The sequence below is a fragment of the Sphaerobacter thermophilus DSM 20745 genome, assembly GCF_000024985.1.
GTDB lineage: Bacteria > Chloroflexota > Chloroflexia > Thermomicrobiales > Thermomicrobiaceae > Sphaerobacter > Sphaerobacter thermophilus.
The window spans coordinates 291,399-317,831 of sequence record NC_013523.1 but is presented as its reverse complement, the minus strand read 5'-3'; the positions used below and the strand labels follow the sequence as shown (position 1 = coordinate 317,831).

Here is a 26,433-nt window from a genome sequence, read left to right as displayed (position 1 = left end):
ACGATGATCAGTTCGCTCGTCGGAGATTGGGTGCGGCTGCGACTCCAGCGAGTCGGGCTGCTGGTGGCCCGCACGCGCCTTTCCCCGAACGGCTTCACGCTACTGGGCCTGTTGCTGAACCTGGTCGTGGCCGCCGTGATTGCCAGCGGCAACCTGGTGGCCGGTGGCATCCTGGCGCTGGCGGCCGGAGCCTTCGACATGCTCGACGGTGCCGTGGCGCGGGTCACCAACCGGGTCACGCGCTTCGGTGGCTTCTTCGACTCCACCCTGGACCGCTATTCGGAGGCGCTCGTCTACGGCGGCGTGCTGCTCTATCTGCTGCGCTCCGGCACCGACACGGTTCCCATCCTGCTGGTCTACGCCACCATGGTCGGCTCGCTCATGGTCAGCTACACCCGCGCGCGCGCCGAGGCGGTCGGGATCAAGGCCGAGGTAGGGCTCTTCGCTCGCCCAGAGCGCGTCATCCTGCTCGCCGTCTTCCTCATCGTCAACCGGCCCGTCTGGGCGCTCTGGATCCTGGCCATCCTGACCAACGTGACGACGCTGCAACGCATCCTCCACGTCTGGCAGGCCACGCGCGGTGACGAGCCGCGCCCGAACCATCCGGCATCATGAACCGTCGTGCTTCTCGACGCCTGCGCTGGGTTATCCTCGCGCTGGCGCTCGTCCTGCTTCTCGTCATCCTCGCACTCGCGCTCCCCTCGCTCATCGGCGACGAGAGCGGCGGGAGGGAGCCGGGCGAGCTGACTCGCATTGCCTTCTTCGACGTGGGCCAGGGGCTCAGCGTGGGGATCATCACCGCCGACGGCCGAAGCCTGCTCTACGACATGGGAGACCGAGAGGACGCCGTCGACAGCGTGATCCTGTCTTTCTTCCGCGAGCACGGGATCGAGCGACTGGATTATGTCGTGTCCAGCCACCCCGATCAGGACCACATCGGTGAGCTGGCAACCGTGCTGAGACGCATCCCGGTCGGCACATATCTCGACCCGGCCATCGAGAACACCAACCGCGCCTACCTACGCGGGCTGCAGGTCGTCGAGGAGAAGGGCATCCCGGCACAGCGGGCCCGCCGCGGCGACGCGTTCGAGCTGGGCGAACGCACACGCGTCGAGGTTCTGTGGCCTGAACCACCGTTCATCACCGACTCCGACGGCGAGGTGCACGACAACAACAACAGCGTCGTCCTGCGGGTGATCGACGGCGACGTGCGCATCCTGCTGACGGGCGACATCGAGGAGGAGGCGGAAGAGGAGCTGCTCGCGCTCGACCCGTCGGCACTGCGCGCCGACCTCCTCCAGGTGGCCCACCACGGCAGCAACTCGTCGTCCACCATGCCGTTCCTCGATGCTGTCGGCGCCCGAACCGCCGTCATCTCAGCCGGCGCGGACAACTCCTACGGCCACCCGCACCGCGAGACGATGCAGCGCCTGCGCGAGGCAGGGATGACCGTCTACCGTACCGATGTCGACGGCACAGTCGTCTTTGTCTCGGACGGGACGCAGATTCAGCTCGAAGGTCAGGAGGGGACGCCGTGAGCCCCGACCGCCAGGACGACCTGATCGCGACCGTGGACGAGATCGAAGAGGGAGCATCCGGCGAACGGCTCGCGGTGCTCGTCTTCGACGACGGGCAGAAACTGGTGGTGCCGCTCGAACGTCTACCTGATGGGACCCGGGACGGCTCGGTCCTGCGGGCCCGCTTCCGGCTGGATCGACGCACCGAGCGGGAGCGGCGCAACGAGGTGCGGGACCTGCAGCGCCGCCTGTTCGGACCGGAGGAGTGAACGACACCGATGGGACTCGCACTGAAACCGCCCGGGCCAGGGGCGGCCCGCCGCTTGCGTGCTCTCGTGCCGCTCGTCGCCATCGCCGCGGCGCTGTTGACCGGTTGTCTCCCACGCGGCACGGACACGACGGAGACGCCCACGGTGATCGCATCGCCCACGTCGATCCCGATGCTGAAGATTGTGACACCGACCCCCGGCCCGCCGCCCGTCACGCCGACCCCGGCGGATCAGGGCGCGGAGGATGCGCCGGACGAACAAGCGACGAGCAACACCTACGTGGTCCAACCCGGCGACACACTCTACGGCATCGCGGTGCAACTCAACGTCGACCCGCAGGCCCTGGCGGAGGCCAACGGGATCACCGATCCGAGCTGGCTTCAGGCAGGCCAGGTGCTGATCGTGCCGGGGCGTGATGAGCCCTAGTGCTCCCTCAGGGAGCAACGATCCCCCTGAGGCATTTGACACCCACCCCATGGCGTGTTAGAGTTCGTGCACGTATTCGCAAAGTTCCAGACCGCGCAGGGTAAAGGAGGTGATGCCACGATATGAGTAGTAACGGTACTACGGGCATCACCGCGGAGGTTGCCGGCTAGCAGGCACCACCTCGGTGATTGCCCAACGAAACCCAAACAGCCGGCGCTTCCGCGCCGGCTGTTTCGTTGTTCCACACGTCCCAAGAGACGCGCGTCACGCCAGTGCTCCCAGACCGTGCTCCTGGTCCTCGCAGTGAGCCGATCAACCCGTCCGGCCAGCCATGGGAAAGGTCATTCTGAGCAGAGCCGGTCGCCGCGGAGCGGCGGGCGGCGGAGCGAAGGATCTCGCCATAGCGCGTTGCTCCGACGTGAGATCCTTCGACTCCGCCGTGGCCGGCGTCCAGCCGGGCACGGCTCCGCTCAGGATGACAACACTGCCAAGCATGACCCCGGATGGCTGCGCCACGGTGGGCCGCACACGTTCATCACACGACCCAAACAAGGACCGGGCCGGGGAGTGATCCCCGGCCCGGCTGCACTTACGCCGGCTCAGCCGCGGCCGCCTGCGCTGGCTGGCACTGGGCTACTGGCTGCTGGTCGTGCTGGTCGTGGTCGCCACCGGCAACCACTACATCGTCGACGCCGTCGCCGGATCGCTGCTCACCGTCGGCGCCTACGCCCTCGTGCCCCGGGTCGCCGCGCTCCTGCCACGCCCCAGCCTGCCCCGCTGGCGCCGCGTCGACGCCGACACCGGCTTCGCGGATTGACCGCCCGGGCCATCTCACCCAGTGACGGGTAACAACCACATGATACGAGCAAAGCTTGTTATACTAGCCACTGAGAATGCGGACAGATGTTCCATGACGCTCACAGGGGGTAGCGCATGTCCGTTTCCCCGCTCGAGGCGGTCCAGTCTGCCCTGCGGTCGTTCGCTGAAGAAGTGAAAGCGACCGCCGATCGTGCCGACCAGATCCCATTTCAGGCTGAAGATCAACTCAAGAGGAGCGTGCCGCGGCTCGTCGAGCGAGTTGGCCGGGCGCTCGGGCTCAACGTCTCAATCTTCTCCGAATCTCCGGTAGATGAGGTCGGGCGGCCGGATCTCGCCATCGCAGTCGATGGATTGCTGGTCGGGTACATCGAGCTCAAGGCGCCCGGAGTCGGGACGACCAGCCGGGAGCTCCGGGGGCGCGACAGGGCACAGTTGAACAAGTTCCTCGCCCTGCCAAACCTGGTCTATACCGACGCACGAGACTGGACGTTCTACCGAGATGGGAAGCGCCAGAGCGCCCACGACGTGAGGCTCGGCGAGATCGATGAGCGTGGTCCTGCCGAACTCACCGAGCGAGACGCGAACCAACTGCTGGGGCTACTGCGGGAGTTCCTCCGCTGGCAGCCGATCGTCCCAACCAGCGCCCGCGCCCTCGCGGAGCAGTTGGCCCCCTTGACTCGCATGATTCGCGGAGACGTCGCCGAGGCAATCCGGGAGCAGAAACCAGCACTCACCAGCATCTACAACGACTGGAGGCGCACGCTCTTCCCCGAAGCGACCCCGGACCAGTTTGCTGACGCATATGCGCAGACGCTGACCTACGGCCTCCTTCTTGCCAAGTTGAGCGGAGCCACGACGCTGGATACCCCGAGCGCGGCCCGCGCGATCCAAAAGCACTCCTCGCTGCTGGCCCGAACGCTCGAGATCCTGACCCAGCAGGGCACCCGTGAGGAACTTGGGCCGGGGATCGATCTGCTGGAGCGGACCATCGAGGCGGTCGACCCGGCGGCGATTCGCGGCAAGAGCGACACGGATCCCTGGCTCTATTTCTACGAGGACTTTCTGGCTGTCTACGATCCGAAGCTGCGCGACGAGCGCGGCGTCTACTACACTCCGGCTCAGGTCGTGAAGGCGCAGGTGACGCTGGTCGATGAGCTGCTGCGGACGAAGCTCAACCGCCCGCTGGGCTTCGCCGACCCGGACGTGACCGTGCTGGACCCAGCCACCGGCACCGGCACCTACCTGCTGCGCGTGCTACAACACGGGATCGAACGCGCGACCGCGATCTACGGGCCGGGCGCCGCTGGGGACATCGCCAGCCAGATGGCCCGGAACCTCTACGGGTTCGAGCTGCTGGTTGGGCCGTATGCGGTGGCACACCTGCGGCTGGCCCAGGCGATCCACGAGTTCGGAGGCCGTGAACCGGACGACGGTGTCCACATCTATCTGACTGACACGCTGGAGTCGCCGAACGAGATCACGACTCTGCCGCACAGCTTCTACGAGAAGCCGCTTGCCGAGGAGCATCGCCGGGCGCGGGAGGTGAAGCGAACGACCCCCATCCTCGTCTGCATCGGCAACCCACCCTACGAGCGGGAAGAGAGCGACTCGGATGACGGCAAGACCGGGGGGCGCTGGATCCGCTTCGGTGATCAGGTCACCAAGAAGGCACCGCTCAGGTCCTTCTTGGACCCGGCGCTCAAAGCCGGCAAGGCTCTCCACGTCAAGAACCTTTACAACCTCTATGTCTACTTCTGGCGCTGGGCTTTGTGGAAGGTCTTCGAAGCGCAGGACGGTCCCGGCATCGTCTCGTTCATCACCGCGTCATCGTACCTCCGCGGCCCCGGCTTCGTTGGGATGCGCGAGGAGATGCGGCGCACCTTCGACGAGCTCTGGATCCTCGACCTGGAGGGCGACAGCCGGGGTACCAGGAAGACCGAGAATGTCTTCGATATCCAGACCCCCGTCGCGATCGCAGTTGGAGTCCGGTACGGCAATCCGAATCGTGACCAGCCAGCCACGGTGCACTACGCGCGGGTTCGCGGCACGCGGGCTGAGAAGTTCGCCGTCCTCTCAGAACTGACGGGTTTCGCTGTCATTTCATGGCAACCGGGCCAAACTGGATGGGGGCAGCCGCTCATACCTACCTCTGCTGGTGACTACTTTGCGTGGCCCTCGATTCTTGAAGTGATGCCATGGCAACATTCGGGGGTACAACTGAAACGTTTGTGGCCGATTGGTGTCAGTCGCGATGTGCTCGAACGGCGTTGGTCGGCATTACTCGCAGCTCCTGATCGGGCCAAATATTTCCGCGAGACACGAGATCGGCAGGTTTCTCAGTCGTATGAGGATCAACTTGGTGATAATGGCACCCTACCCGCCATCAACTCATTATCCCCAGACGCGGAACCTCCCGAAATCGTTCGGTATGGGTACCGCTCGTTCGATCGTCAGTACGTCTTTCGGGATTCACGGTTGGGCGACTTCTGTCGCCCAACCGTGTGGCGCTCTTATTCTGATAGACAGATTTTTCTTATCAGTCAGCTCAGCAAACCTCTTGGTTTCGGGAGTGCTGTCATTGCCGCTTCCAACGTGCCAGACATTGATTTTTTTTGTAATCGCGGCGGCAAGGATGTCATGCCCCTTTATCGGGACGCTCCGGCGCGGGAGCCAAACATCACGCACGGGCTTCTCGAGCTGCTGGAACAAACCTACGGTTCCGCCGTCACGCCCGAGGACCTGATCGGATACATCGCCGGAGTCTTGGGGCATCCGGGCTACACCGCACGCTTCCACGACGAACTGGAAGAGCCGGGCCCTCGGGTGCCGCTGACCAAGAACGTCACCCTCTTCCGGCGAGCGGCCGAGCTGGGTAAGCAGGTCATCGCCTGGCAGACCTACGCAGAGCGCTTCCCTGAGTCGATAGGCACGCAACGCGGTCGGGTACCGCCTGGGCGCGCTCGGGTCAAGGTCGCGATCCCGAGCGACCCCGAGAAATACCCCGTCAGCCTCCAACAGGACGTCCGCTACGATGCCAGCGCGCAAGAGCTCCATGTCGGCGAAGGTGTAATCGAGCGGGTTGATCCCCGCATCTGGGACTATGAGGTCTCGGGACTGAACGTAGTGCGGTCGTGGCTCGGATACCGCATGCGGGAGCGGGCCGGGCGCAAGTCCTCGCCGCTGGACGACATTCGTCCCGAGCGCTGGACGTGGGAGATGACCAAGGAGCTGCTCGAGCTGCTTTGGGTGCTGGAAGGGGTGTTGGCGCTGGAACCGGAGCAGGAGGCTCTGCTCGATGAGATCGTTGCCGGGGAGCTGTTCCTCGCCGAGGAGCTGCCAACCCCGACTGAGGCGCAGCGCCGAGCACCGCAGGTCGCGGCCGTGCAGCAGACCCATCTCGGCGAGGCATTCCGGCGCGCATAACATTCCGCGCAACGTGCCCAACGCCCTCGGACGCGGGCGCTCGAAAGGCGCTCTCCTCGGCTCCGACTTAGAGGCCGGGGTGCCAGGAGCGGCACCCCGGCCCTTCAGGGGATCCTCGGCCTGGTAGCCCTGTGGCTTTCGTCCCCGGCTGCTGCTCGGCCTACGCTCAGTGCTCCCTCACCCCACCGGCTCGAACGTCGCGACGATCATGCTGTAGTAGGAGGGCGCCTCGTAGCTCAGGAGCTCGCCCCGCATCGGCGTGTGGGCCATGGCACCGGCGAGCATGAGCGTCTGCCACAGCCCGTCGATGGCGGCGTGCTGCACCTCGTCCTCGGGCAGCGTGATCAGCCGGCCCGGGTCGTTGTCCCGGAGCGCGGCCACGACCGCGGCATCGACCTTGGCCGCCGCCGGGTGGTAGCCGTAGGGGCCGCTCTCCTTGTGCGTGTGTGCCCAGTCACAGGATGCGACGAACGCCACCCGACGCCCGCTCTGCGCCGCGGCCTCGGCGACGGCCGTGCCGAACTCGACCATCGTCTCGCGCGGCAGCAGGCGCGACGGCGCGGCGATGACCACCGGCGGGCCGGCGTCCTCCTCCGGCTCCGGCGCCAGCACGTCGCCGTGCCCGACCAGGTTGCGCCCATGGCCCAGGAACCAGAGCGGGGTGATCGTGCCCCAGTCGAGCGGGATCACGCTCTGGTCGCGCCGGTTGCCCGCGAAGCTGGCCCGCGCGATGGGGATGCCGCGCGCGGCCGCCCGCTCGGCGATCAGGTCGGTCATCGGGCCGTCGACCGGGACGTTCATCTCGACCTGGCGGCCCTCCCAGCGGAGAGTCCCGGCGCCGCGGGCGACGGACGCCAGGCAGATCGTGTTGTCGACGCGGGTCCCGTGCGGCGTCGCGACGACCAGCACGTCGGGGCGGGCTGCGGCGCAGCGGCGTCCAACCTCCTCCATCGCCGCCCGGGTCGCGAGCGCGCCTTCGGCGTCGTCGCTCAGATCGGGGATGATCGGGAACCCATGCGGCACCACGCAGGCGAAGACCAACCCGGCCATGCGCTTGTCCTCCTTCTCGGCACGGTTCTCGTATGCGATCGTGCGGCCAGTATTCCGCGTGCCCGGAGGGCCGTCAACGGGTGGAGTCAGCCCGGGTACGGCCGCCGTCGTCCGACATGGTGACGTGGGCATCCAGGGTTCGCGAAGAGATCCTTCGCTCCTCCCAGGATGACACATCGCCGCTCGGGGCGGGGCTTATCGAACGGAGTACCGCCCGCCGTCATCGTCGAGGGGAACGCGGGAGGGCACCAGGCCCTCCCCTACCGGACAGGCCACGTGACGGGCGGCTCCGCGCGGCACACGGCTCTCCCCTCCCCCGCTACTCCTCGCCGCCGCTGGGAGGGAAGGGCACGGGACAGGGGCCGGCCGGGAGGCCGGCGCTCCCACAGGCGCCCCGGCTGGCGACGATGCGGCTAGGAGCCGACCGCGGCACCAGTCGGCGTCACCAGCCCGGAGCGGATGTCCGCCTCGATCAGGGCAGGGTCACGCTGGTCGGGTGGGCCATAGCCGCCGCCACCGGGGATGTGGAGCACCAGGCGCTCGTCCGGGCCGGACAGGGTGATCTGCCCCGCACCGATCTCCTCGGGCGTCAGGCGCCGGCCGTTGACCAGAACCTCAGTCAGCGGGCCGTCCTCGCCGCCGCTCAGGCCACGCGGCGGGAAGCGCAGTCGATCCGGGTCGATGAAGAAGGAGACCGGGGCTGGGTAGCCGGGGAGCACACCCATCTCAAGCCGGTGGCCGAAGGCACCCCGCCACTGCCCCCGGCCGGCCGAGTCCTCCCGCAGTTCTCGGGTGTGGATCAGCACCGGGGTGCGGGCTTCGAAAACCTCGACCGGGACGTTGCGGGCGCTGCTCGGGAAGCAGTTCCGTCCGATACCGTCCCGCCCGCGGCTGGCGCCGCGCCCCCCGGCGATGAAGAAGTGCGCGTTGTAGAAGCGGCCATTCGGCTCCTGGCCGTAGACATGGACCGAGTTCATCAGGCCGTTGCCGGCCTGCACCCGGTCGGGCAGCGCACGCTCCAGCGCCCCGAAGAGGAGCGAGTGGATGTGCCAGCCGGTGCGCACACGCGAGCCGACCGAGGCCGGCACCCGGCAGTTGAGGATCGAGCCCTCCGGCGCTGTGATGGTGAACGGCCGGAAGGTACCCTCGTTGGCCGGAACGGTCGGCGAGAGCAGGCACTTCAGGGGGTAGACCGTGTGCGCCTTGGTATAGGTCAGTGTGCAGTTGATCCCGCCGCGCGGGCGCTCGGGGTCGCTCCCGGCGTAGTCGACCGTGATCTCGTCGCCGCGCACCGTGACCCGGCAGCGCAGGTGCACCGGCTCGTCCAGCCCGTCGGCCCACACTTCATGCTCATAGTCGCCGTCGGGGAGCGCCCGGATCGCCTCCCGCATGGCCCGCTCCGAGTGCTCCTGGATCGCCCGAGCGACGTCCACCAGGTCGGGCAGGCCGTACTCCTCCAGGAAAGCGACGATGCGGCGGGCACCGAGGTCGTTCGCGGTGAGGGTCGCCTCGATGTCGGTGAGCACCATATCGGCCGTGCGGACGTTCTCGCGGATGAATGCCCAGGCCGTCTCGTTGAGTTCGCCTGCGTCATAGAGCTTCAACAGGGGGATGCGCAGGCCCTCCTCGTAAATGTCGCGCACGGTGCGCCGCGCCAGCGCGCCGCCGATGCTGGAGGTGTGGGCGACGGTTACGGCGAAGGCGACGACGCGCCCCCCGTGGAAGACCGGGGTGATGGTGGCGATGTCATCCAGGTGCCCGGCGCAGAGCCACGGGTCGTTGGTGACGAACACGTCCCCTGGCCGCATGGTCTCGACCGGGTAGCGCTCGATCACCGCACGTGTCACCGTCGGCATGACGATGTTGAACACCGGCATGCTCCGGTTGGAGTGCGCCACCGAGTGGCCCTCGGCGTCGAGGATCTCGCAGCCGAAGTCCTGGGCGGCGCCGATGATGGTGGAGACGGCAGTCCGCAGGACCGTGGTCCACATGTCGTCCGCAATGCCGATCAGCCGGCTCCACATGATCTCCAGGCTGACCGGGTCGAACGTCCGTGCCCGCGTCATCGCGCCCCCTCGCCTTCCGTGCGCTCCAGGATCACGTTCCGATAGCCGTCGATGGTGACGCGCCACTCGGGCGGCACCACGATGGTCGCCTCGCGCTCCTCGATGATGCCCGGCCCGTCGAAGGCCGCGCCCGGCTCCAGCCGGTAGCGGTCGTACACAGGGCAGGGGCGGTACCCGGCTTCCGGCCTCGGGAAGTAGACCGGGCGCCCGCCCTTCAGGGCCGTGCGCGGGTCACGCTCGTGGCACGCCTCGGCCGCCAGCGTGAAAGCGGGGCGCGGCAGCTCGGCGATCAGGTGCCAGTTGAGCACCTCGATGCCCAGCCCGCTCGGCGCCCGCCCGTAGGTGGCGGCATAGCCCTCCCGGAAGGCCGCTTCGATCGCGCGGGCGCCTGCCGGGCCGAGCGCGTCCTCCGGCAGGTCCACCCGCAGCTCGTGGTACTGCCCGGCGAAGCGCATGTCCGCCGCCAGGCGGTAGCGCGCGGCCTCGACGTTCCCCGTCGCGGCGAACGCGCGCCGTGCCTCCTCCCGCATCTCGTCGTAGAGCGCGTGCACCAGCGCCCAGTCGCAGTCGTCGAGCAGCGTCATGTGCGAGCGGACAAAGGGGAGGGCCATCGGGGCGGTCAACGCGCCGATCGCCGAGCCGACCCCGGCGCCCATCGGCACGATCACCTGCCGGATGCCCAGGATGCGGGCCACCTCCGCCGCGTGGGCCGGGCCCGCGCCGCCGAAGGCCACCACCGCAACGCTCCGCGGGTCGCGGTTGCGCTCGATCAGGTGCGTCCGCGCTGCCTGAGCCATGTTCTCATTGACGATGGCGTGGATGCCCCAGGCCGCGTCGATCGGGTCGAGCCCCAGCGGCTTCGCCAATCGTTCGACCACGGCGGTGCGCGCCCGCTCCGGCTCGAGCGCCATCCGGCCGCCCAGGAAGTAGTTGGGGTCGAGGTAGCCGAGCAGCACGTTGGCGTCGGTCACCGTCGGCTCTTCACCGCCGAGCGCGTAGCAGGCCGGACCCGGGTTCGACTCGGCGCTCTGGGGTCCCACCTGCATGAGCCCGAGGTTGTTGACGTGGGCGATGCTCCCGCCTCCGGCGCCGATTTCGATCAGGTCGACCGTCGGCGCCATGATCGGCAGCCCGCTGCCGGGCTTGAAGCGGTGCATGCGGTCCGCCTCCAGCATCCCGGCCACGGTCGGCGCGCCGTTTTCGATCAGGCACGCCTTGGCGGTGGTCCCGCCCATGTCGAGCGAGAGGACATGCTCGTGCCCGGCCAGCCGGCCGTAGAACCCGGCCGCGAAGGCGCCCGCAGCCGGACCCGACTCCAGCAACCGGATCGGGAACTCCATCGCCGCCTCGACCGTCGTGATCCCGCCGGAGGAGAGCATCATCGAGAGATCCCGCTCGTACCCCAGCGCCCGGAGCTGCTCCATCAGGTCGGTCAGGTAGCGTCGCAGCAACGGCTTGACGTAGGCATCCGCCGCCACAGTGGAGGTCCGCTCATATTCCCCGATCAGCGGGGCAACGCGCGACGAAAGCGAGACGGTGATCTCCGGGTGGGTCTCAGCGATGATCTCCGCCAGTCTCCGCTCGTGCACGGGGTTACGGTAGGCGTGGATCAGCGCCACCGCGATCGACTCCACCCCCGCGGCCGCCAACTCGTCCACCAGCGCGCGGGCCGCCTCCTCGTCCAGCGGGCGCAGCACCTCGCCGTCGCGGGTGATCCGTTCATCGACCTCACAGCGCAGCTCGCGCGGCACGAGCGGCTGCGGGTAGGGTGCGAAGAGGTCGTAGATGTCGTAGAGCTGCTCGATGCCGATCTCCAGCACGTCGCGGAAGCCGCGGGTGGTGATGAGCGCGGTCCTGGCGCCACGGCGCTCGACGATGGCGTTGGTCACGATGGTCGTGCTATGCACCGCGTGGTCGACATCGGCCGAGGTCGCCCCGACCATCTCCAGGATCTCCCGCCAGCCGGTCACGACCGCACGGGCCGGACGCTCCGCATCGGTCAGCACCTTATGAAACGCGGCAGGCGTGCCCGCCTCCTGATCGAACAGCACGAAGTCCGTGAACGTCCCCCCAACGTCCACGCTGATGGCGTATCGCTTCCTCACAGGATCTGAACCTCCTCCACCTCTCGGGCAGCCTCGCCGCCCCGCGCGGCATCATACCCCGCCGCAGCGCCTTGCGGGCGGGCGCGGGGTCGTGTACCCTCTTGCGCGGAGTGGTGCCGGGGATGCGTGAGAGGAGGCGTGCCATGTCCGCGGCCATCCACCGCTTTTCGGTCGGATCGATTACCTGCACCCTAATCAGCGACGGCGGCGCGGCCTTCCCGGCGGCGTCGGTCTTCGCCGGGGCGCCGGAGGAGGAGCGGGAGCGCGAGCTTGCAGAGCGCGGTATCCCCGCGGATGTCCCGTCGAACATGAACTGCCTGCTGATTGAGACCGGCGGGCAGCGCATCCTGGTGGACACCGGCATGGGCCCCTTCGCGCCGACGACCGGGAAGCTGCAGGAGAGCCTGCGTGCCGCGGGGTACGAGCCGCGCGACATCGACACCGTGATCATCACCCACGCCCACCCCGACCACATCGGCGGCAACGTCGACGCCGAGGGCCGGCCTGCCTTCCCGGCGGCACGGTATGTCATGTGGGAGGATGAGTGGCGCTTCTGGACCGATGAGACGGTCCTCAACCGCCTCGCGGCCGGGTCGATCTACGGCCTCGGTCAGCTCGAAGCGGTGATGGCCGACTTCGCGCGGCGACACCTCCAGCCGATCGCGGGCCAGCTCGACCTCATCAACCGGCCGGGAGAAATTGCCCCCGGCGTCGAGGCGATCCCGGCACCGGGGCATACTCTCCACCACATGGCCCTGGCGATCTCCTCCGGCAACGAGCGCGTGCTGCTGCCGATGGATGTCGCGCTCAACCCGCTCCACCTGGAGCGCCCGTCGTGGGGGGCCGCCCTCGACCAGGACCGGGCGCTGGCAGAGGCGACACGGCGACGCTTCTTCGCGGAGGCAGCCGCTGACGACGCGCTGCTGTTCGTCTACCACTTCCCCTTCCCCGGCCTCGGCCGTGTCACGCCGCACGGTGAGGGCTGGCGCTGGGAGCCGGCGACGGCGTAGACATCTGCTGCGGCGGAGCCGGGTTGCCTGGCCACCCACCACGCCCGCGCGACCTGTGCAACACTTGGCCGGGCACTGCGCACGGTGGCGCAGGGGCGCGGTGCGTGGAGGAGAGGAGCAGATCTGTGGCGGCCCGGCTCGGCCAGATCCTCGGTGCGGCGGGGTACATCGCCGCGTTCGTCTTCGGGTACTTCGTGCTCGGATTTCCGGACGGCTTCACCATCAGCCGGTTCGACCTGCAGGTCCAACTGTTCGCCCTCGGCTTCCTGCTGGCCCTGCTGGTCCGCTCCTTCTGGTCCGTCGTGCTGCTCCCCGCTACCGTGATCTTCGCCGTCGTCCTGGCGGGGATCACCGACGGCCTGATCCGGAACGTGCAGCAGCTCGTCGCCGCCGCGTTCAACGCCGAGGTCTACCTGTTCGGCGCCACCGCGCTCGGCACCCTGGTCGGCACGGCGCTCCCTCGGATCGCCCGGCGCCTCTGGCGCGCCCTGTCCGAGCCGGAACTCTCCGAACTCCGTCCCAAGGAGCCCCCGCCTGACGGCCATGAGCCGTCCGACACCCCCTGATCTGTCCCGTCGTGGCGACCGCCCTCTGGCGGTGCGGCCCTCCCCGCGCTATGGTGGACCCATCGCTGCCCCTTCATTCACGCTCCACCCGAAGGAGGGTCCGTCATGCTCCACACCCCGCTCTGTGACCTCCTGGGAATCGAGCATCCGATCGTCAGCGCGCCGATGGCAGGGACCGCCACGGCGGACCTGGTCGCGGCGGTCTCGGCAGCAGGGGGCTTCGGGCTCCTGGGCGGCACCAGCCTCGGCGGGCCGGAGTGGCTGCGCGAGCAGATCCGTGCCGTCCGAGAACTGACCGATCGCCCCTTCGGTGTCGGCTTCATCTCCTCCGCCCCCGGCACTGCCGACCTGATGGCGGTCGCCCTGGAGGAGCGGGTCGCGGCCGTCAGTCACTCGTTCGCCGACCCGACGCCGTGGATCGAACCCGCCCACCGAGCCGGGGTCAAGGTACTGGTCCAGGTGCAGACGGTCGCCCAGGCCGTGACGGCGGCACGCGCGGGCGCGGACGCCATCGCCGCCCAGGGCGTTGAGGCCGGTGGCCACGCGGGGACCACGAGTGCCACGCTCCCGCTCGTCCCGGCCGTGGTCGATGCGGTGGGCACGATCCCCGTGCTCGCGGCCGGGGGCATCGCCGACGGACGCGGGCTGGCCGCGGCGCTCATGCTGGGCGCCGCCGGCGTCTGGATGGGCACGCGCTTTGTCGCGAGCAACGAGTGGGCCGGCGGGGAGTGGGCCAAGGCTCGCGTCGTCGCGGCTTCAACCGACGATGCCGTCCAGACGCGCGTCTACGACCTCATCGCCAGCGCACCCTTCCCGGAGTGGACCGCCGACCGGGTCATCCGCAACCCCTTCGTCGACGCCTGGCAGCCGCGGGAGGACGAGATCCCGACCCACGCCGCGGCGCTGCGCAAGCAGATCGAGGCGGCGCAAAGCGATGGGGACGCCGAGGTGGCGGCCGTGCGGGCCGGGAACGTGGCCGGACTGATCCACACCGTCGAACCGGCCGGGGAGATCGTGCGGTGGGTCGCAGCTGAGGCCGAGCGGCTCCTGCAGGAACGCCCGGCCCAGATTCTGCGATAGTTATGATCAGGCAGATGGATAGGCTACCGTGGCATTCGCCTTGCTGCAGCAGGGTTGTCTATCCCAAGGGAGCGTCCCCGGGGAGCGATACCAGGGGAGCGCAAACGTATAGGAGCACCGCATGACCACCGGTACGGTCAAATGGTACGACCCGGAGAAGGGGTACGGGTTCATCGCGCGAGACGACGGGGATAGCGACCTCTTCGTTCACCGCAGCGCCATCTCGGGTAGTGAACTAAACGAGGGTGACCGCGTCGAGTTCGATGTCACAAGCAGCCCCAAAGGGCCGCGGGCCGAGCACGTTCGCGTGACCGAGCCGAATCTGAACCCGCCGCGGCGCAGGCGCTACGCGTAGCGCGGTCGTCTTAGGCTTCTCCGAAGCAACGCCCTGACCCCTGGCGGGCAGCAGACGACCGCGTATCTCTCGCGGCCGGTCTGGCAAGCCAGGGGTAAGGGCCTGCCCACCATACCCCGGCGTGGCCATTCCCGGTCGCGCCGGTTTTCTTTGTGCGGCGCGGTACCCCCTAACGGGCGCAGAGCCATCCCTGGCCGGTGCCGTTCAGGCTGGTTAGCGGATGCGATGCGGGTGCAGCCGGTCGTCGACCTTAGGGGACGGCCCTGGCGATGAGGATAATGATCGCCAACAGCGATACCACCGTGCCGATGGCGAAGAACAGGATCACGTAGGGCATCAGGCCCATCAAGTTCCGCAGCATCGTTGGTCTCCTCCCGGTTCGGCGCGCCGACCCCTCACGCGCTACCTCCATTGTCGCATGTTCCTCGCGCGAACGGCCAATTCCGGCCGCGGCGGGACGTTTCGCCGCCGTCGCGGTGTTATGCTCCCTGAGAGGGGCACTCACCCGGATGGGTGACAGCAAGTGGGGGTGATCCCGCGTCTCCGTGTCGTCCGGGTTTCTGTGTCATCGTGAGCGGAGTGAAGGATCTCGCGTCAGACCCGCCAGATCCTTTGCTCCGCTCAGGGTGACATGGGCTCAATCGTTTGCCCATATTGGGTATGACCAGCACGAAGTGAGGTGAGCGATGCGTATCGGGGTGATCCTGCCGCAGACCGAGATCGGCACCGACCCGGCCGTAATCCGGGAGTATGTGCAGACGGCCGAGGGGCTCGGCTATACGCATATCGCCTGCTACGAGCACGTCGTTGGTGTCGACACCAGCACGCGCCCCGGGTGGACCGGTCCGTACACGGTCGACAGCCTGTTCCACGAGCCGATGGTGCTCTACGGCTATCTCGCGGCGTTCACCAAACTCGAGCTGGTGACCACGGTGGTGGTGCTCCCACAGCGGCAGACGGTCCTGGTGGCCAAGCAGGCCGCCGAGGTCGATCTCCTCACCGGCGGGCGCTTCCGCCTCGGCGTCGGCGTGGGCTGGAACGAGGCCGAATACATCGCGCTGAACGAGAACTTCCACAACCGCGGCCGGCGGATCGAGGAGCAGATCGAGGTCATGCGCCTGCTCTGGACCCAGCGCGTGGTCACCTACGAGGGGCGCTGGCACAACCTGCCCGGCGTCGGCATCAACCCGCTACCGGTTCAGCGGCCGATTCCGATCTGGATGGGTGGTCGGTCGGAGCCAGCCTATCGGCGCATCGGCCGGCTGGCCGACGGCTGGCAGCCACAGTTCCCGCCCACCGACGAGGGGCTGGAGATCGTCGAGCGGGTGCGGCAGTACGCCCGGGAGGCCGGCCGGGACCCCGCCACGCTCGGACTGGAACCCCGCATCACCATCGGCCAATCCACGCCCGATGAGTGGCACTGGCAGGTGGAACGCTGGCGGAAGGCCGGTGCCACGCACCTGCTCATCAACACGCTCGGCATGGGCCTCTCCTCACCCCGCGACCATATCGCCGCCATCGAGCGCATCGCTCGGGAGTTGGGCGTAGGGCGCGCCTGACCGAGCCTGTGTGCCGTGGATTCAGGCCACCGCTCATGCTGCGAGCGGTGGCCTGAATCCGTGTCTCACTCTCAGGTGAGCTTCTGAGCCGCGTTCGGAATCGGGGTCGGCAGAGTCCACTCCTCACCGCGCTCGGTGCGGATGTACTCGGGCCAGCGGAGATCGATCGGTGGGATGATGTCCCGCGGCAGCAGCGGCGGTACCCACTTGGAACCGCCGACACCGCCGCCGGTGCGCTCGACGAACTCTGCCTTGGCGCGGGCCAGCTCGTCGGGCCGGGTCAGCAGATCGAGCAGCGTCGCCGCGATGGTCTTGCCCGCGACGAACATGCCCGGATCGACGACCTCCGACCGTCCACCCAACGCCAGATAGGTCCAGTTCGGGTACTGGTACTGCGGATGCGGCGGCCGCAGGCGCGGGCGCCCCGTTAGCAGCCGCACCGTGGGGGCGTGCCACATGTACTCCACGTAGTCGTCGGCACCGATGTGGTGTTGCCACGCCGGGAGGCCGTGTCGCACCCGCTCCTCATACTCCTGCGGTGGGAGCAACTGCTCGACCTCATCGGGGAACGGGTTGGCCATGGGCTCCAGTCCGAGATTGGCCTGGATGGCGCGGCCGAACTCCCGAGCGGCCTCGCTCAGCTTCGGTGGCCCCACGAGCTCCAGGTTCCGGTAGGTCAGGTCGGCCATGGCATGGTTCGGTAGGCCCACCCGGGTCTTGGAGACCCACTGCACCGACACCTCGCACCCGGTCGCGGCGGCGGCATGGCGGGCGTTGTTTTCCAGGATGCGGTAGATCTGCTCCTGCAGGCCGAGCGAGGGGGAGCGCCACGCGTACTGAATCTGGCTGAATCGCGGGGGAAGGTTGTCAGCCGTCGCATCGCCGGCAGCCAGGATGAACTCATTGATGGTCCAGCTACCGGTGTGCGGGAACATGGCCTCCTTGGTGTACTTGGTGGTGGTGTACATCAAGCAGAGCGCGTCGATCGCGCCCGGGCAGCGCGGCACAGCCCGCGGGCCGGCCTCCGCCGGCAGGAGCGACCGATCCGCCCACTCTTCCGGCGCCACACACTCGAAGGTGAACACGCAGCTCCAGTAGGCGCCGAAGTGGGTATCCCACTCGACCGTGTTCTGCGGCCACGGGTGGTAGGCGATGAAGGCGTCAAATCCATCGTAGTAGCCCTTGGCGGCGTGGATCGGCTTTGAGCCGCAGACCTTCTCGGCGGGCTCGCCGAAGAAGACGAGCGTGCCTTTGATCCCGTACTTCTCCATCGCCGCCTTGGCTGCCAGCACCCCGGTCAACCCGGCCACACCGAGCATCGAGTGCGGGTCGGTGTGACCCGCGGCCCACGGGTGCAACCCTTCGCGCGGCGCCCGGTACGGCACCGGCTGCTGCGAGTTGCCCGGAACCGCGTCGTACTCCGCATAGGCGCCGAGCACCGGACCACCGTCGCCGAACCGGGCGACGAAGGCGGTCGGCATGTCGCCGGAGCCTTCCTCCACCTCGAAGCCCTCACTGCGCAGGAACTCGCAATACGCCCGCGCGGACTTGTACTCCCGCCAGGCTGGTTCCGCGTAGTTCCAGATCTCGAGGTGGAACTCGGACAGCCTTCCCGCGTTGGCATCGACCCACTCTATCGCATGGGCCTTTTCGCGGTATCGTTCGGCCATGCATACCCCCTCGCTGCACTCGCCCGCCCATTGACAGGGACTTACGGCTTTGCTAGTGTTGTGTCGACTTTATACATCCTACAGCATACGGACGAAAGGGCCTAGAGCTGGGATGGTCTTCACTCCGCACAAGCGGACATCACTGCGTGAGCGCGTACTCCGCGATCTGCGCGCTGCGATCCTCCGAGGAGCGCTGCCGGCAGGAGAGCGCATCTATGAGGGGAAGATCGCGGAGCAGATGGACGTCTCCCGCGCCCCTGTCCGCGAGGCACTAATGGCTCTGCAGCAGGAGGGGTTGGTCACCCGCATCCCGAACAAGGGCGTCTTCGTTGCCCGGCTCACCAAGGCAGAGCTGTCGGAGTTCTACACCCTGCGTTCGGTCCTCGAAGAATTCGCTATGGAGCTGGCGATCAACGAGGCAACCGAGGCGGATATCGAGCGGCTGCGTGAACGGCTCCGAGTGATGGCCGAGGCTGCGGAGGAGCGAGACAAGGCCGCGGTCTTCGAGGCAGACGTCGGCTTCCACCGCGCCCTGGTGCAGGCCTCGCATCACACGCTGCTCCTGCACTTCTGGCGGCAGGTCCAGAATCTACTTCACGTCCAGTACGTCACGCTCTTTCAGGTGATGTACCCACTGAGTGAGGACATCGTAGCGCGGCACCAACTGCTGCTCGACGCGCTCCTGAGCGGGGATCCAACAGAGGCACGCTCAGCCGTCCGGGAGCACATCGTAACCGCGGGGGAACGACTGATTCAGGAGGGGAGAGACCACGAACTGTTCACGTGATCCGTCCAGCGCGGCAGTGAGGGTGGAGATGAGTGATTGCGAAGGAGAGGGTTTCATGAGCGCGGACCTTCGGCAGCAGCCCCCGAAGGAGTCTGACCGGACGTGGGTGATCCCCGTCACCCGCCGAGACCTCTTGAGTTACGGCGGCAAGCTCGGCCTGATGGCGACGATGCTGTCAGCCGCCGGTGTGACCTTCGCCTGCGGTGGGCGACGGAGGATCTGACTCTCCGCAGGGCACAGCGACCAGCGCCGCATCCGGGGATGGCGAAACCCCGGCAGCCGGCACCCCAGGCGCCGCGGCCGTCACCGCCGAGCCCGGCGGTGAGGCGACGCCAGGAGGCACGCTCACGATCGTGCGCGCGACGGATCCGCTCAACCTGCATCCGGGCATGAACAGTGGGCTGGCGGACATCGCGACCAACTTCCTGATCTACGACGCGCTGGTCATCCATGGCTTCGACGGCAAGATCTATCCCGCGCTCGCCGAGTCGTGGGAATCGTCTGACGACGGGACCGTCTGGACGTTCCATCTGCGGCAAGACGTGCGTTTCCACTCCGGGGAGCCCTTCACCAGCGCACATGTCGTCGATCATTTCCAGCGCTGGAAGGAAATGCCCACCAGCACCAAGATCGCCCTCCTGGATTCGGTCGAGGCCCCGGACGACTACACCGTGGTGTTCACGCTGAAGTCTCCCACGCTGGTGTTCTTGAACAACATCAGCCAGACCGAGTGGGCCTACGCCTCGATCCCGAACATGAAGAAGGTCGAGGAGTTGGGCGACGACTACGGTGTCGTCGGGGTGGACGGTACCGGCCCCTTCAAGCTTGAAGAGTGGGTCAAGGACGACCACATCACCCTGGTTCGGAATGAGGACTACACTTGGGGATCCCCGATCTACTCGAACACGGGTCCGGCCTACCCTGAGCGCATCATCTTCAAGGTGGTGCCCGAGGAAGCCTCCCGCTCGGCGTTGATCGAGACGGGCGAGGCCAACATGAACATCGAGGTCGCGGCCCGGGATGTCCAGCGCCTGTCGGATATTCCGGGGGTGACCGTGGCTTCCTTCCCGCGCCTCTCGTCCAACCACATCGGATTCAACATGCAGCGAGAGCTCTTCCAGGACATCAACGTCCGGAAGGCGATCATGCACGGGATCAACCGCGAGGAGATCACTCAGTTCGTGATGCACGGGCAGGCCGACCCGGCAGAAGGCTATCTCCACCCAGAGGTCGTCGGCGCGGCGCCGCGCGAGCAGACCCGGCCCCTCGTTGAATACAACCCTGAGAAGGCGGTCCAACTGCTCGAGGAGTCGGGCTGGACCCTCGGCCCCGACGGCATCCGGGTGAAGGACGGGAAGCCGCTCTCCTTCACGCTGTACCTGACCACGGAGCTGCACGAGCAGATCAACCAGGCGGTGCAGGCGCAACTCCGGGAGATCGGCGTCGATATGCAGGTCCGGCGGCTGGAGGCGGCGGGCTACGACGACGCCACCAAGGCCGGCGAGCACGACGCGCGGTTCATCCCGATGATCTACTCCAGCGCGGACCACCTGTACTTCTTCATCACCGATTCGATCCCATCCCCGAACACGACCTTCTGGAGCGATCCGAAGTTCGACGAGCTGTTCGAGAAGAGTCAGACGACGACCGACGAAGAGGAGCGCATCAAGACCTTCCAGGAAATGGAGCTCTATCTCCTGGAGCAGGCCGTCGTCATCCCGATCCAGCATCTCAAGTGGATCTTCGCCTGGGATGAGAAGACCAAGGGCACGACCTTCCACAACATCCACGGCATCTACAAGCTGATGGATACCTGGGTCGAGCAGTAGCAATAAACCGGCGGCCCGCGCGGCGGCTTCCGCCCGCGGGCCGCAACCGAGCGTGAGGGAGGGGGAATGGCGGATCGAATTCGGATCGACGGCGGAATCATCGTCGCCTATCAGGACGGCGAGCATCGCATACTCCGAGACGGCTGCATCGTCATCGAGGGGAATGAGATCGTCCACGTCGGCCGCCGGTTCGACGGCACCGTGGATCAGGTGGTCGACGCACGCGGCCAGCTCGTGACTCCCGGGTTCATCAACACCCACACCCACCTGTCCGAGTCACCCCTGGACAAGTCCTTCATCGAGGACCGCGGGCGCCGGCAGTTCGCCATGTCGGGGTTGGTCGAGATGCTCCCGGTCCGCGGGGCTGCCATCGACCCGGAGGGGCGCGAGGCCTCGGTTGACTACTCGATGGTCGAGCTGATCCGGACCGGCACGACGACGGTCATGGAGATCGGCGGGATCGGCGACTACGTCGCCGACGCGGCAGAGCGGGCGGGCCTCCGCGCCTACATCGCCAACGCCTATCGCTCCGGGCGCTGGTTGACGCGGGACGGCAAGCGTGTCGAGTACGAGTGGAACGAAGAGGCCGGGCTGGAGGGCTTCCGGCGCGCGGTCGACTTCATCGAGCGCATCGACGGTCGAGCGAACGGTCGCATCAAGGGCTTCCTTTCCCCGGCCCAGGTCGACACCTGCACCGAGGAACTGCTGCGTCTGAGCCGCGAGGCGTCCGACCGCATGGGCGTGCCGCTGGCGCTGCACGTGAGCCAGTCGGTGTTTGAGTTCGACGAGATGGTGCAGCGGCATGGGCTCACGCCGGTCGAGTGGCTGGAGCAGATCGGTTTCCTGAGCGAGCGCTGCATCCTCGGCCACGTCATCCTGATCGCAGGGAACAGTTGGGTTCAGTTCGCCGGGGACGACCTCTCGATCCTGGCCCGGCATGGCGCGTCGGTCGCGCACTGCGTGTGGGTCTTCGCCCGCCGGGGCATCGCGATGGAGTCGTTCCCCCGCTACCTCGAGGCCGGGGTCAACATGTGCCTGGGCACGGACACCGCGCCGCAGTCGATGATCGAGGCGCTGCGGTGGACGGCGGTGATCGGCAAGATCATGGCGCGGGACACCCAGAAGGCCACCGCCGCTGACGTGTTCAATGCGGCCACCTTGAACGCCGCCAAGATGCTCCAGCGAGACGACCTGGGGCGGATCGCCCCCGGGGCGAAGGCCGACCTGCTCTTCTGGAGCCTCGACACGCTGTTCATGGTCCCGGTGCGGGATCCGATCAAGAACCTGGTCTATAGCGCGACGCCCGAGGACCTGCGCCACGTGATGATCGACGGCCAGTGGGTGCAGCGCGACGGCAAGGTCCTCACGTGTGACGAGCGGAAGGCCTGCCAGGCGCTGCAGTTCGCAGGTGAGCGCATGTGGGCCGAGATGGGACCGGGCGACTGGGCCGGCCGCTCAGCCGACGAGCTGTCGCCGCAGACGTTCCGGCCCTTCGAGGGCTAGTAGGGAATCTGCCGTTGCCCAGGCGCGGTGAGCCCGGTCTGCCGGGTTCGCCGCGCCCACGTCGGAGCAGGTGCGGCGGACGGCGCTCCGCCGCACCACTCCGTCCGAACGAGGTTCGATGACTGCCTACATTATCCGCCGTCTGCTGACGCTCATCCCCACGCTGCTCGGCGTCTCACTGCTGGTGTTCTCGATCACCCGGCTGACACCAGGCGATCCGGTCCGGCAGATCGTTGGGCCCGATGCGCCCCAGCAGCGGGTTGATGAGGTACGCCGGCAGTTGGGCCTGGATCAGCCGATTCTCGTTCAGTACTGGAAGTTCCTCACCGGAGCCGTTCGGGGGGATCTCGGACGCTCACTGCTGACCCGGCAACCGGTCGTCAAGGAGCTTCAGGACCGGCTGCCGGTCACGCTGAAGATCGCCACGATCTCGGTCATCATCGCGGTGGTGATCGGCATCCCGCTGGGAGTTATCTCTGCGGCGCGGAAATACTCCGCCGTGGACACGCTCGCCACGTTGTTCGCGATCGGTGGCGTATCCATGCCACTCTTCTGGTTCGCCATCATGGCGATCCTGCTCTTCTCCATCAGGCTGCAGTGGCTGCCTGTCGGCGGGCTCCACGGCCCCATCTGGACGTTCGAGGGCATGAAAGCGTACGTGCTGCCCTGCATCACGCTGGCGCTCACATCGATCGCGCTGATCGCGCGCCTCACCCGATCGTCCATGCTCGAGGTGCTTGACCGGGAGTACGTCACGGTCGCTCGCGCCAAGGGGCTCGAGGAGCGCAGGGTGATCATCCGCCATGCGCTGCGAAACGCGCTCTTGCCCGTTGTGACGTTCGTGGGTCTGCAGTACGGCTTCCTCCTGGGCGGTGCGGTGGTGACGGAGACCATCTTTGCCCTGCCGGGTGTCGGCCGCCTCGCCATCCAGGCCATCAACCAGCGCGACTACCCCGTGATCCAGGGGGTTGTCCTGATGGTCGCCGTGATCTTCACGATGATCAACTTGATCGTCGACGTGCTGTACGCATGGCTGGATCCGAGGATTTCCTATGCGTGATCAAGCGCTCGCTCGCAGCGACATTGGCGCTCCGGGCGTTTCGCCCCTCGCAGGGGCCCGGCTCGCACGCTTTGTGCGCCGGTTCAGCCGGAATCGACTGGCGATGGTCGGCCTCGTCATCATCGCCATCTTCCTCATCATGGCCATATTCGCCCCGTGGCTCGCGCCGTACGACCCGATCGCGCAGGATCTTCCAGCACAGCTCCAACCGCCTTCGGCAGCCCACTGGCTCGGGACAGATGACTTCGGGCGAGACATCCTGTCTCGCATCATCGTGGGCAGCAGGGTGTCACTCCTCGTGGGAGTCCTTGCCACGAGCATCGGCGCCACCTGTGGCACGTGCATCGGCCTGGCAGCGGGCTTCTACCGACGGCTTGACAACCTGCTCATGCGGATCATGGATATCCTGCTCGCATTTCCCAGCGTCGTTCTGGCCATCGCCGTCATCGCCGTTCTGGGGCCGAGCCTGTTCAACGTCATGATCGCGGTCGGGATCAACTCGATCCCGACGTATGCGCGGCTGGTGCGGTCGACGACGCTCTCGATCAAAGAGAAGGAGTTCGTTGAGGCGACGCGCGCGCTGGGTAGTGGAGACTCCCGCATCCTGTTCCGGCACATTCTCCCGAACTGCTTGAACCCGATCGTCGTCTACTCGACGCTCCAGCTCGGTACAGCGATCCTGTCTGCCTCGATCCTCTCCTTCCTGGGGCTTGGGATTCAGCCGCCGGATCCTGAGTGGGGTCAGATGGTCAACGCGGGTCGCGGTTGGCTCCGCGATGCTCCCCACATCGCAACCTTCCCCGGGCTCGCCATCTTCTTCGTCGTCATGGGATTCAACCTGCTCGGGGATGGGCTACGCGATGTGCTGGATCCCCGCATGAGACGCGGCTAGGACAGCGCGTGCTGAGTTGACCGAAGCCAGCGGCCGAGCCGGATCCGGCTCGGCCGCATCGCTTCAGACGATCCGAATAGCCATTCGTCGACGCGGACGGCTACGGCCTCGCCTCCTGCATCACGGTGCGGATCTTCTCCGGGGTGAAGGGCATGTCGAGGTGGGTGATGCCGAGCGGCTCGAGCGCGTCGATGACGGCATTCGCCACCGCCGGGGTGGAGCCGATCGTCGCCGCCTCGCCGATCCCCTTGGCGCCCATGGGGTTCAGGTGCGTGGGTGTCTCGGTGTGGTCTGTCTCGAACACCGGGAGGTGCGTCGCCTTGGGGACGGCGTAGTCCATCAGTGTGCCCGTCAGGAGCTGGCCGTTGTCGTCGTAGCGCACCTCCTCCAGCAGCGCCTGAGCGATCCCTTGCGCTAGCCCGCCGTGGACCTGGCCCTCGACCAGCATCGGGTTCATGATAACGCCACAGTCGTCAACTGAGACGTAGCGCAAGAGCTTCACCTCGCCGGTGTCGGGCATGAGCTCAACCACGGCGACGTGCGTGCCGAAGGGGAAGGTCTCGTCCTCTGGCCGGAAGAAGTCGGTCGTCTCAAGGCCGGGGGCGATGTCGGCCGGCAGGGTGCCGCCGTAGGCTTCCGCCGCGATCTGCGCCAGCGTCACCGACTTGTCCGGCGCGCCCTTGACCCGCCACCGGCCGTCTGCCAGCTCGATGTCGTCGACCGACGCCTCCAGCATGGCGGCTGCGATCTGCTTGAGCTTCTCGCGGATCTTCTCGATGCTGAGCATAACCGCCCCGCCACCGACGGCCAGCCCGCGGCTACCCATGGTGCCGTTGCCCTGCGGAGCTGTTGCGGTGTCGCCGAACTGCACGGTGATCTGATCGAAGTCGGCGCCCAGGTGGTCGGCGACCATCTGCGCGAAGACGGTCTCCTGGCCCTGGCCCTGGGGGCAGATGCCGCTGTAGACCGTCACGGCGCCGCTCGGCTCGATCCGCAGGGTGGCGCTCTCCCAGGGGCCGAAGCCGCAGATCTCGACGTAGGACGAGAGGCCGATTCCGAGGTAGCGGCCCTGCTGGCGAGCCGCCGCCTGCTCCTGGCGGAGCTGCTGGTACCCCGAGAGTTCCAGCGCCTTGTCCAGCGCCTTCGCGTAGTCGCCGCTGTCGTAGATCTCGCCCACGATCGTGGTGTAGGGGAACTTCTCGGGCGGGATGAAGTTGACCCGCCGCACCTCGGCCGGGTCCAGCCCCGTCCGGTCGGCTATCAGGTCGATCGCCCGCTCTATGTAATACGCCGCCTCGGGCCGGCCGGCGCCCCGGTACGCGCCGACGTCCATGGTGTTGGTGCAGACACCGCGGATGTGGAGGTCGATCGCCGGGATATCGTAGCAGCCGACCACCACCAGCGAGGTCAGGACACCGAGGGAGGTGTCCTTCGGGTAAGCACCCTGATCCTGGATCAGGTTCAGGCGGTACGCGAGGATTTTGCCTCGCCCATCGGCCGCGACCTCGACATCGGCGATCTGTGCGCGGCCCTGGTGGGTCGCCATCAGGTTCTCGCTGCGCGTCTCGATCCACTTCACCGGCCGCTGGAGGTGGTAGGCGATGCCGGAGAGGATGAAGTCCTCCGCGTAGGCGCCGATCTTGACGCCGAAGCCGCCGCCCACCTGCGGCGCGATGACCCGCACCTGGTTCTGGCCGAGCCCCAGGTTCTTGGCGATATCGTTGCGGTTCCAGTGCGGCGCCTGGGTCGAGGACCAGACGGTGACGCCGCCGGTGGCGGGGTCCGGTGCCGCCACGACACCTCGCGGCTCCATCGGCACCCCGGCCAGCCGCTGATTGATCATGCGCTGCTTGACGACCACGTCCGCGTTCTGGAAGGCAGCGTCTACGTCGCCACGCGTGCGGTCATAGCTCATGGCGATGTTGTTAGGCAGCTCGTCCCAGAGCTGTGGCGCACCGTCCTGCATGGCCGCTTCAGGATCGACCACGGCCGGAAGGGTTTCGTAGTCAACCTGCACGGCATCGACGGCGTCCCGCGCTTGGTAGTCGCTCTCGGCCACGACCGCGACGACCGCCTGGCCGACGTGGCGCACCCGGTCGACCGCCATCGGGAACATGCGCGGGGAAGTGGCCCCCTCCTGCACTGTTCCCGCGTCCTCACCCTCGCCGCCGATCTCATCGGTCATCTTGAGGATGCCGCGAAGGTCCTGGCCGGTGACGACGGCGACGACGCCGGGCATCGCGAGCGCCTGCTCAACGTTGATGCTCCGGATGCGCGCATGGGGGTGGGGACTGCGCACGAACGCGAGGTAGAGCATCCCCGGGATGCGCACGTCGTCAACGTAGGTGGCACGCCCCGTGATGAGGCGTGGGTCTTCCTTCCGGCGCACGCGCGCGCCGACAAGCCTGCTGAGCACCATGCGCGGCCCCCTTTTCGGTGTCGTCCGT

22 protein-coding genes are annotated in these 26,433 nt (G+C 67.4%); 17 read left to right on the top strand and 5 right to left on the bottom strand.

The features are described 5' to 3' along the window. Positions 1 to 3 precede the first annotated feature (3 nt). From STHE_RS01375 to STHE_RS01355, 6 genes are all read left to right on the top strand, one after another. Positions 4 to 615, top strand: a complete 612-nt coding sequence (locus STHE_RS01375; protein ID WP_012870768.1) for a CDP-alcohol phosphatidyltransferase family protein — start codon at positions 4 to 6, stop codon at positions 613 to 615. Then, positions 612 to 1,538, top strand: a complete 927-nt coding sequence (locus STHE_RS01370; RefSeq protein WP_012870767.1) for a ComEC/Rec2 family competence protein — start codon at positions 612 to 614, stop codon at positions 1,536 to 1,538. The genes STHE_RS01375 and STHE_RS01370 overlap by 4 nt, the downstream gene beginning before the upstream one ends. Further along, positions 1,535 to 1,786 (top strand): DUF3006 domain-containing protein, encoded by a 252-nt coding sequence (locus STHE_RS01365; RefSeq protein WP_012870766.1) that lies wholly within the window; start codon positions 1,535 to 1,537, stop codon positions 1,784 to 1,786. Before STHE_RS01370 ends, STHE_RS01365 begins: the two co-directional genes overlap by 4 nt. Positions 1,787 to 1,795: 9 nt before the next feature. Continuing rightward, positions 1,796 to 2,212: a LysM peptidoglycan-binding domain-containing protein gene (locus STHE_RS17665; protein WP_012870765.1), complete on the top strand. Its 417-nt coding sequence runs from the start codon at positions 1,796 to 1,798 to the stop codon at positions 2,210 to 2,212. A gap of 583 nt (positions 2,213 to 2,795) precedes the next feature. Then, the gene (locus tag STHE_RS18370) at positions 2,796 to 3,029 is read left to right on the top strand and encodes a phosphatase PAP2 family protein (protein WP_083775998.1); all 234 of its coding nucleotides are present in this window, start codon (positions 2,796 to 2,798) and stop codon (positions 3,027 to 3,029) included. Between the two features lie 116 nt (positions 3,030 to 3,145). Next, positions 3,146 to 6,454 (top strand): type ISP restriction/modification enzyme, encoded by a 3,309-nt coding sequence (locus tag STHE_RS01355; protein WP_012870763.1) that lies wholly within the window; start codon positions 3,146 to 3,148, stop codon positions 6,452 to 6,454. Between the two features lie 177 nt (positions 6,455 to 6,631). Here STHE_RS01355 and STHE_RS01350 read toward each other — a convergent pair whose 3' ends face one another. From STHE_RS01350 to STHE_RS01340, 3 genes are all read right to left on the bottom strand, one after another. Further along, the gene (locus STHE_RS01350; protein ID WP_012870762.1) at positions 6,632 to 7,504 is read right to left on the bottom strand and encodes an aromatic ring-opening dioxygenase subunit LigB; all 873 of its coding nucleotides are present in this window, start codon (positions 7,502 to 7,504) and stop codon (positions 6,632 to 6,634) included. A 413-nt stretch (positions 7,505 to 7,917) separates the two neighbouring features. Next, positions 7,918 to 9,570: a hydantoinase B/oxoprolinase family protein gene (locus STHE_RS01345; RefSeq protein WP_012870761.1), complete on the bottom strand. Its 1,653-nt coding sequence runs from the start codon at positions 9,568 to 9,570 to the stop codon at positions 7,918 to 7,920. Then, positions 9,567 to 11,675, bottom strand: coding sequence for a hydantoinase/oxoprolinase family protein (locus tag STHE_RS01340; RefSeq protein ID WP_012870760.1), 2,109 nt, complete (start codon positions 11,673 to 11,675; stop codon positions 9,567 to 9,569). Before STHE_RS01340 ends, STHE_RS01345 begins: the two co-directional genes overlap by 4 nt. A 143-nt stretch (positions 11,676 to 11,818) precedes the next feature. Between STHE_RS01340 and STHE_RS01335 the strand changes: the two genes are divergently transcribed. The 5 genes from STHE_RS01335 (at position 11,819) to STHE_RS01315 (ending at position 16,245) form a co-directional block, all read left to right on the top strand. Beyond that, entirely contained in the window at positions 11,819 to 12,685 is an 867-nt protein-coding gene (locus STHE_RS01335; RefSeq protein WP_012870759.1) for an MBL fold metallo-hydrolase, read from the top strand. A 125-nt stretch (positions 12,686 to 12,810) separates the two neighbouring features. Beyond that, positions 12,811 to 13,251, top strand: coding sequence for a hypothetical protein (locus tag STHE_RS01330; RefSeq protein ID WP_012870758.1), 441 nt, complete (start codon positions 12,811 to 12,813; stop codon positions 13,249 to 13,251). Between the two features lie 105 nt (positions 13,252 to 13,356). Beyond that, positions 13,357 to 14,331 (top strand): NAD(P)H-dependent flavin oxidoreductase, encoded by a 975-nt coding sequence (locus tag STHE_RS01325; RefSeq protein ID WP_012870757.1) that lies wholly within the window; start codon positions 13,357 to 13,359, stop codon positions 14,329 to 14,331. Positions 14,332 to 14,452: 121 nt separating this feature from the next. Beyond that, positions 14,453 to 14,686 carry a cold-shock protein gene (locus STHE_RS01320; protein WP_012870756.1) on the top strand — a complete coding sequence of 78 codons (234 nt, stop codon included), beginning with the start codon at positions 14,453 to 14,455 and terminating at the stop codon, positions 14,684 to 14,686. Between the two features lie 686 nt (positions 14,687 to 15,372). Further along, positions 15,373 to 16,245 carry an LLM class F420-dependent oxidoreductase gene (locus tag STHE_RS01315; protein WP_012870754.1) on the top strand — a complete coding sequence of 291 codons (873 nt, stop codon included), beginning with the start codon at positions 15,373 to 15,375 and terminating at the stop codon, positions 16,243 to 16,245. A 71-nt stretch (positions 16,246 to 16,316) separates the two neighbouring features. Here STHE_RS01315 and STHE_RS01310 read toward each other — a convergent pair whose 3' ends face one another. Then, on the bottom strand, positions 16,317 to 17,915 hold the full coding sequence (locus STHE_RS01310; RefSeq protein ID WP_012870753.1) for a M20/M25/M40 family metallo-hydrolase: 1,599 nt from the start codon (positions 17,913 to 17,915) through the stop codon (positions 16,317 to 16,319). 112 nt (positions 17,916 to 18,027) lie between these two features. On the opposite strand from STHE_RS01310, the gene STHE_RS01305 reads away from it, so the two are divergent. From STHE_RS01305 to nikC, 6 genes are all read left to right on the top strand, one after another. Then, a complete protein-coding gene (locus STHE_RS01305) occupies positions 18,028 to 18,702 on the top strand; it encodes a GntR family transcriptional regulator (RefSeq protein ID WP_012870752.1) in 675 nt (224 codons plus the stop codon). Positions 18,703 to 18,757: 55 nt separating this feature from the next. Continuing rightward, on the top strand, positions 18,758 to 18,925 hold the full coding sequence (locus STHE_RS18940) for a hypothetical protein (protein ID WP_012870751.1): 168 nt from the start codon (positions 18,758 to 18,760) through the stop codon (positions 18,923 to 18,925). 130 nt (positions 18,926 to 19,055) lie between these two features. Continuing rightward, a complete protein-coding gene (locus tag STHE_RS01300) occupies positions 19,056 to 20,531 on the top strand; it encodes an ABC transporter substrate-binding protein (protein WP_041398696.1) in 1,476 nt (491 codons plus the stop codon). 66 nt (positions 20,532 to 20,597) lie between these two features. Next, positions 20,598 to 22,034 (top strand): chlorohydrolase family protein, encoded by a 1,437-nt coding sequence (locus tag STHE_RS01295; protein WP_012870749.1) that lies wholly within the window; start codon positions 20,598 to 20,600, stop codon positions 22,032 to 22,034. Positions 22,035 to 22,152: 118 nt separating this feature from the next. Then, positions 22,153 to 23,094: a nickel ABC transporter permease gene (gene nikB, locus STHE_RS01290; protein ID WP_012870748.1), complete on the top strand. Its 942-nt coding sequence runs from the start codon at positions 22,153 to 22,155 to the stop codon at positions 23,092 to 23,094. Beyond that, the gene (gene nikC / locus STHE_RS01285) at positions 23,087 to 23,986 is read left to right on the top strand and encodes a nickel transporter permease (RefSeq protein WP_012870747.1); all 900 of its coding nucleotides are present in this window, start codon (positions 23,087 to 23,089) and stop codon (positions 23,984 to 23,986) included. Before nikB ends, nikC begins: the two co-directional genes overlap by 8 nt. A gap of 100 nt (positions 23,987 to 24,086) precedes the next feature. On the opposite strand, the gene STHE_RS01280 is transcribed toward nikC, so the two are convergent. Continuing rightward, positions 24,087 to 26,405, bottom strand: a complete 2,319-nt coding sequence (locus STHE_RS01280; RefSeq protein WP_012870746.1) for a xanthine dehydrogenase family protein molybdopterin-binding subunit — start codon at positions 26,403 to 26,405, stop codon at positions 24,087 to 24,089. Positions 26,406 to 26,433 lie beyond the last annotated feature (28 nt).

Excerpts from the sequence above, each read along its gene's own strand:
- STHE_RS01375 (WP_012870768.1), top strand. The coding sequence starts at position 4 with ATGATCAGTTCGCTCGTCGGAGATTGGGTGCGGCTGCGACTCCAGCGA.
- STHE_RS01370 (WP_012870767.1), top strand. The coding sequence starts at position 612 with ATGAACCGTCGTGCTTCTCGACGCCTGCGCTGGGTTATCCTCGCGCTG.
- STHE_RS17665 (WP_012870765.1), top strand. The coding sequence starts at position 1,796 with ATGGGACTCGCACTGAAACCGCCCGGGCCAGGGGCGGCCCGCCGCTTG.
- STHE_RS01355 (WP_012870763.1), top strand. The coding sequence starts at position 3,146 with ATGTCCGTTTCCCCGCTCGAGGCGGTCCAGTCTGCCCTGCGGTCGTTC.
- STHE_RS01350 (WP_012870762.1), bottom strand. The coding sequence starts at position 7,504 with ATGGCCGGGTTGGTCTTCGCCTGCGTGGTGCCGCATGGGTTCCCGATC.
- STHE_RS01345 (WP_012870761.1), bottom strand. The coding sequence starts at position 9,570 with ATGACGCGGGCACGGACGTTCGACCCGGTCAGCCTGGAGATCATGTGG.
- STHE_RS01335 (WP_012870759.1), top strand. The coding sequence starts at position 11,819 with ATGTCCGCGGCCATCCACCGCTTTTCGGTCGGATCGATTACCTGCACC.
- STHE_RS01325 (WP_012870757.1), top strand. The coding sequence starts at position 13,357 with ATGCTCCACACCCCGCTCTGTGACCTCCTGGGAATCGAGCATCCGATC.
- STHE_RS01320 (WP_012870756.1), top strand. The coding sequence starts at position 14,453 with ATGACCACCGGTACGGTCAAATGGTACGACCCGGAGAAGGGGTACGGG.
- STHE_RS01315 (WP_012870754.1), top strand. The coding sequence starts at position 15,373 with ATGCGTATCGGGGTGATCCTGCCGCAGACCGAGATCGGCACCGACCCG.
- STHE_RS01310 (WP_012870753.1), bottom strand. The coding sequence starts at position 17,915 with ATGGCCGAACGATACCGCGAAAAGGCCCATGCGATAGAGTGGGTCGAT.
- STHE_RS01305 (WP_012870752.1), top strand. The coding sequence starts at position 18,028 with ATGGTCTTCACTCCGCACAAGCGGACATCACTGCGTGAGCGCGTACTC.
- STHE_RS18940 (WP_012870751.1), top strand. The coding sequence starts at position 18,758 with ATGAGCGCGGACCTTCGGCAGCAGCCCCCGAAGGAGTCTGACCGGACG.
- STHE_RS01295 (WP_012870749.1), top strand. The coding sequence starts at position 20,598 with ATGGCGGATCGAATTCGGATCGACGGCGGAATCATCGTCGCCTATCAG.
- nikB (WP_012870748.1), top strand. The coding sequence starts at position 22,153 with ATGACTGCCTACATTATCCGCCGTCTGCTGACGCTCATCCCCACGCTG.
- nikC (WP_012870747.1), top strand. The coding sequence starts at position 23,087 with ATGCGTGATCAAGCGCTCGCTCGCAGCGACATTGGCGCTCCGGGCGTT.
- STHE_RS01280 (WP_012870746.1), bottom strand. The coding sequence starts at position 26,405 with ATGGTGCTCAGCAGGCTTGTCGGCGCGCGCGTGCGCCGGAAGGAAGAC.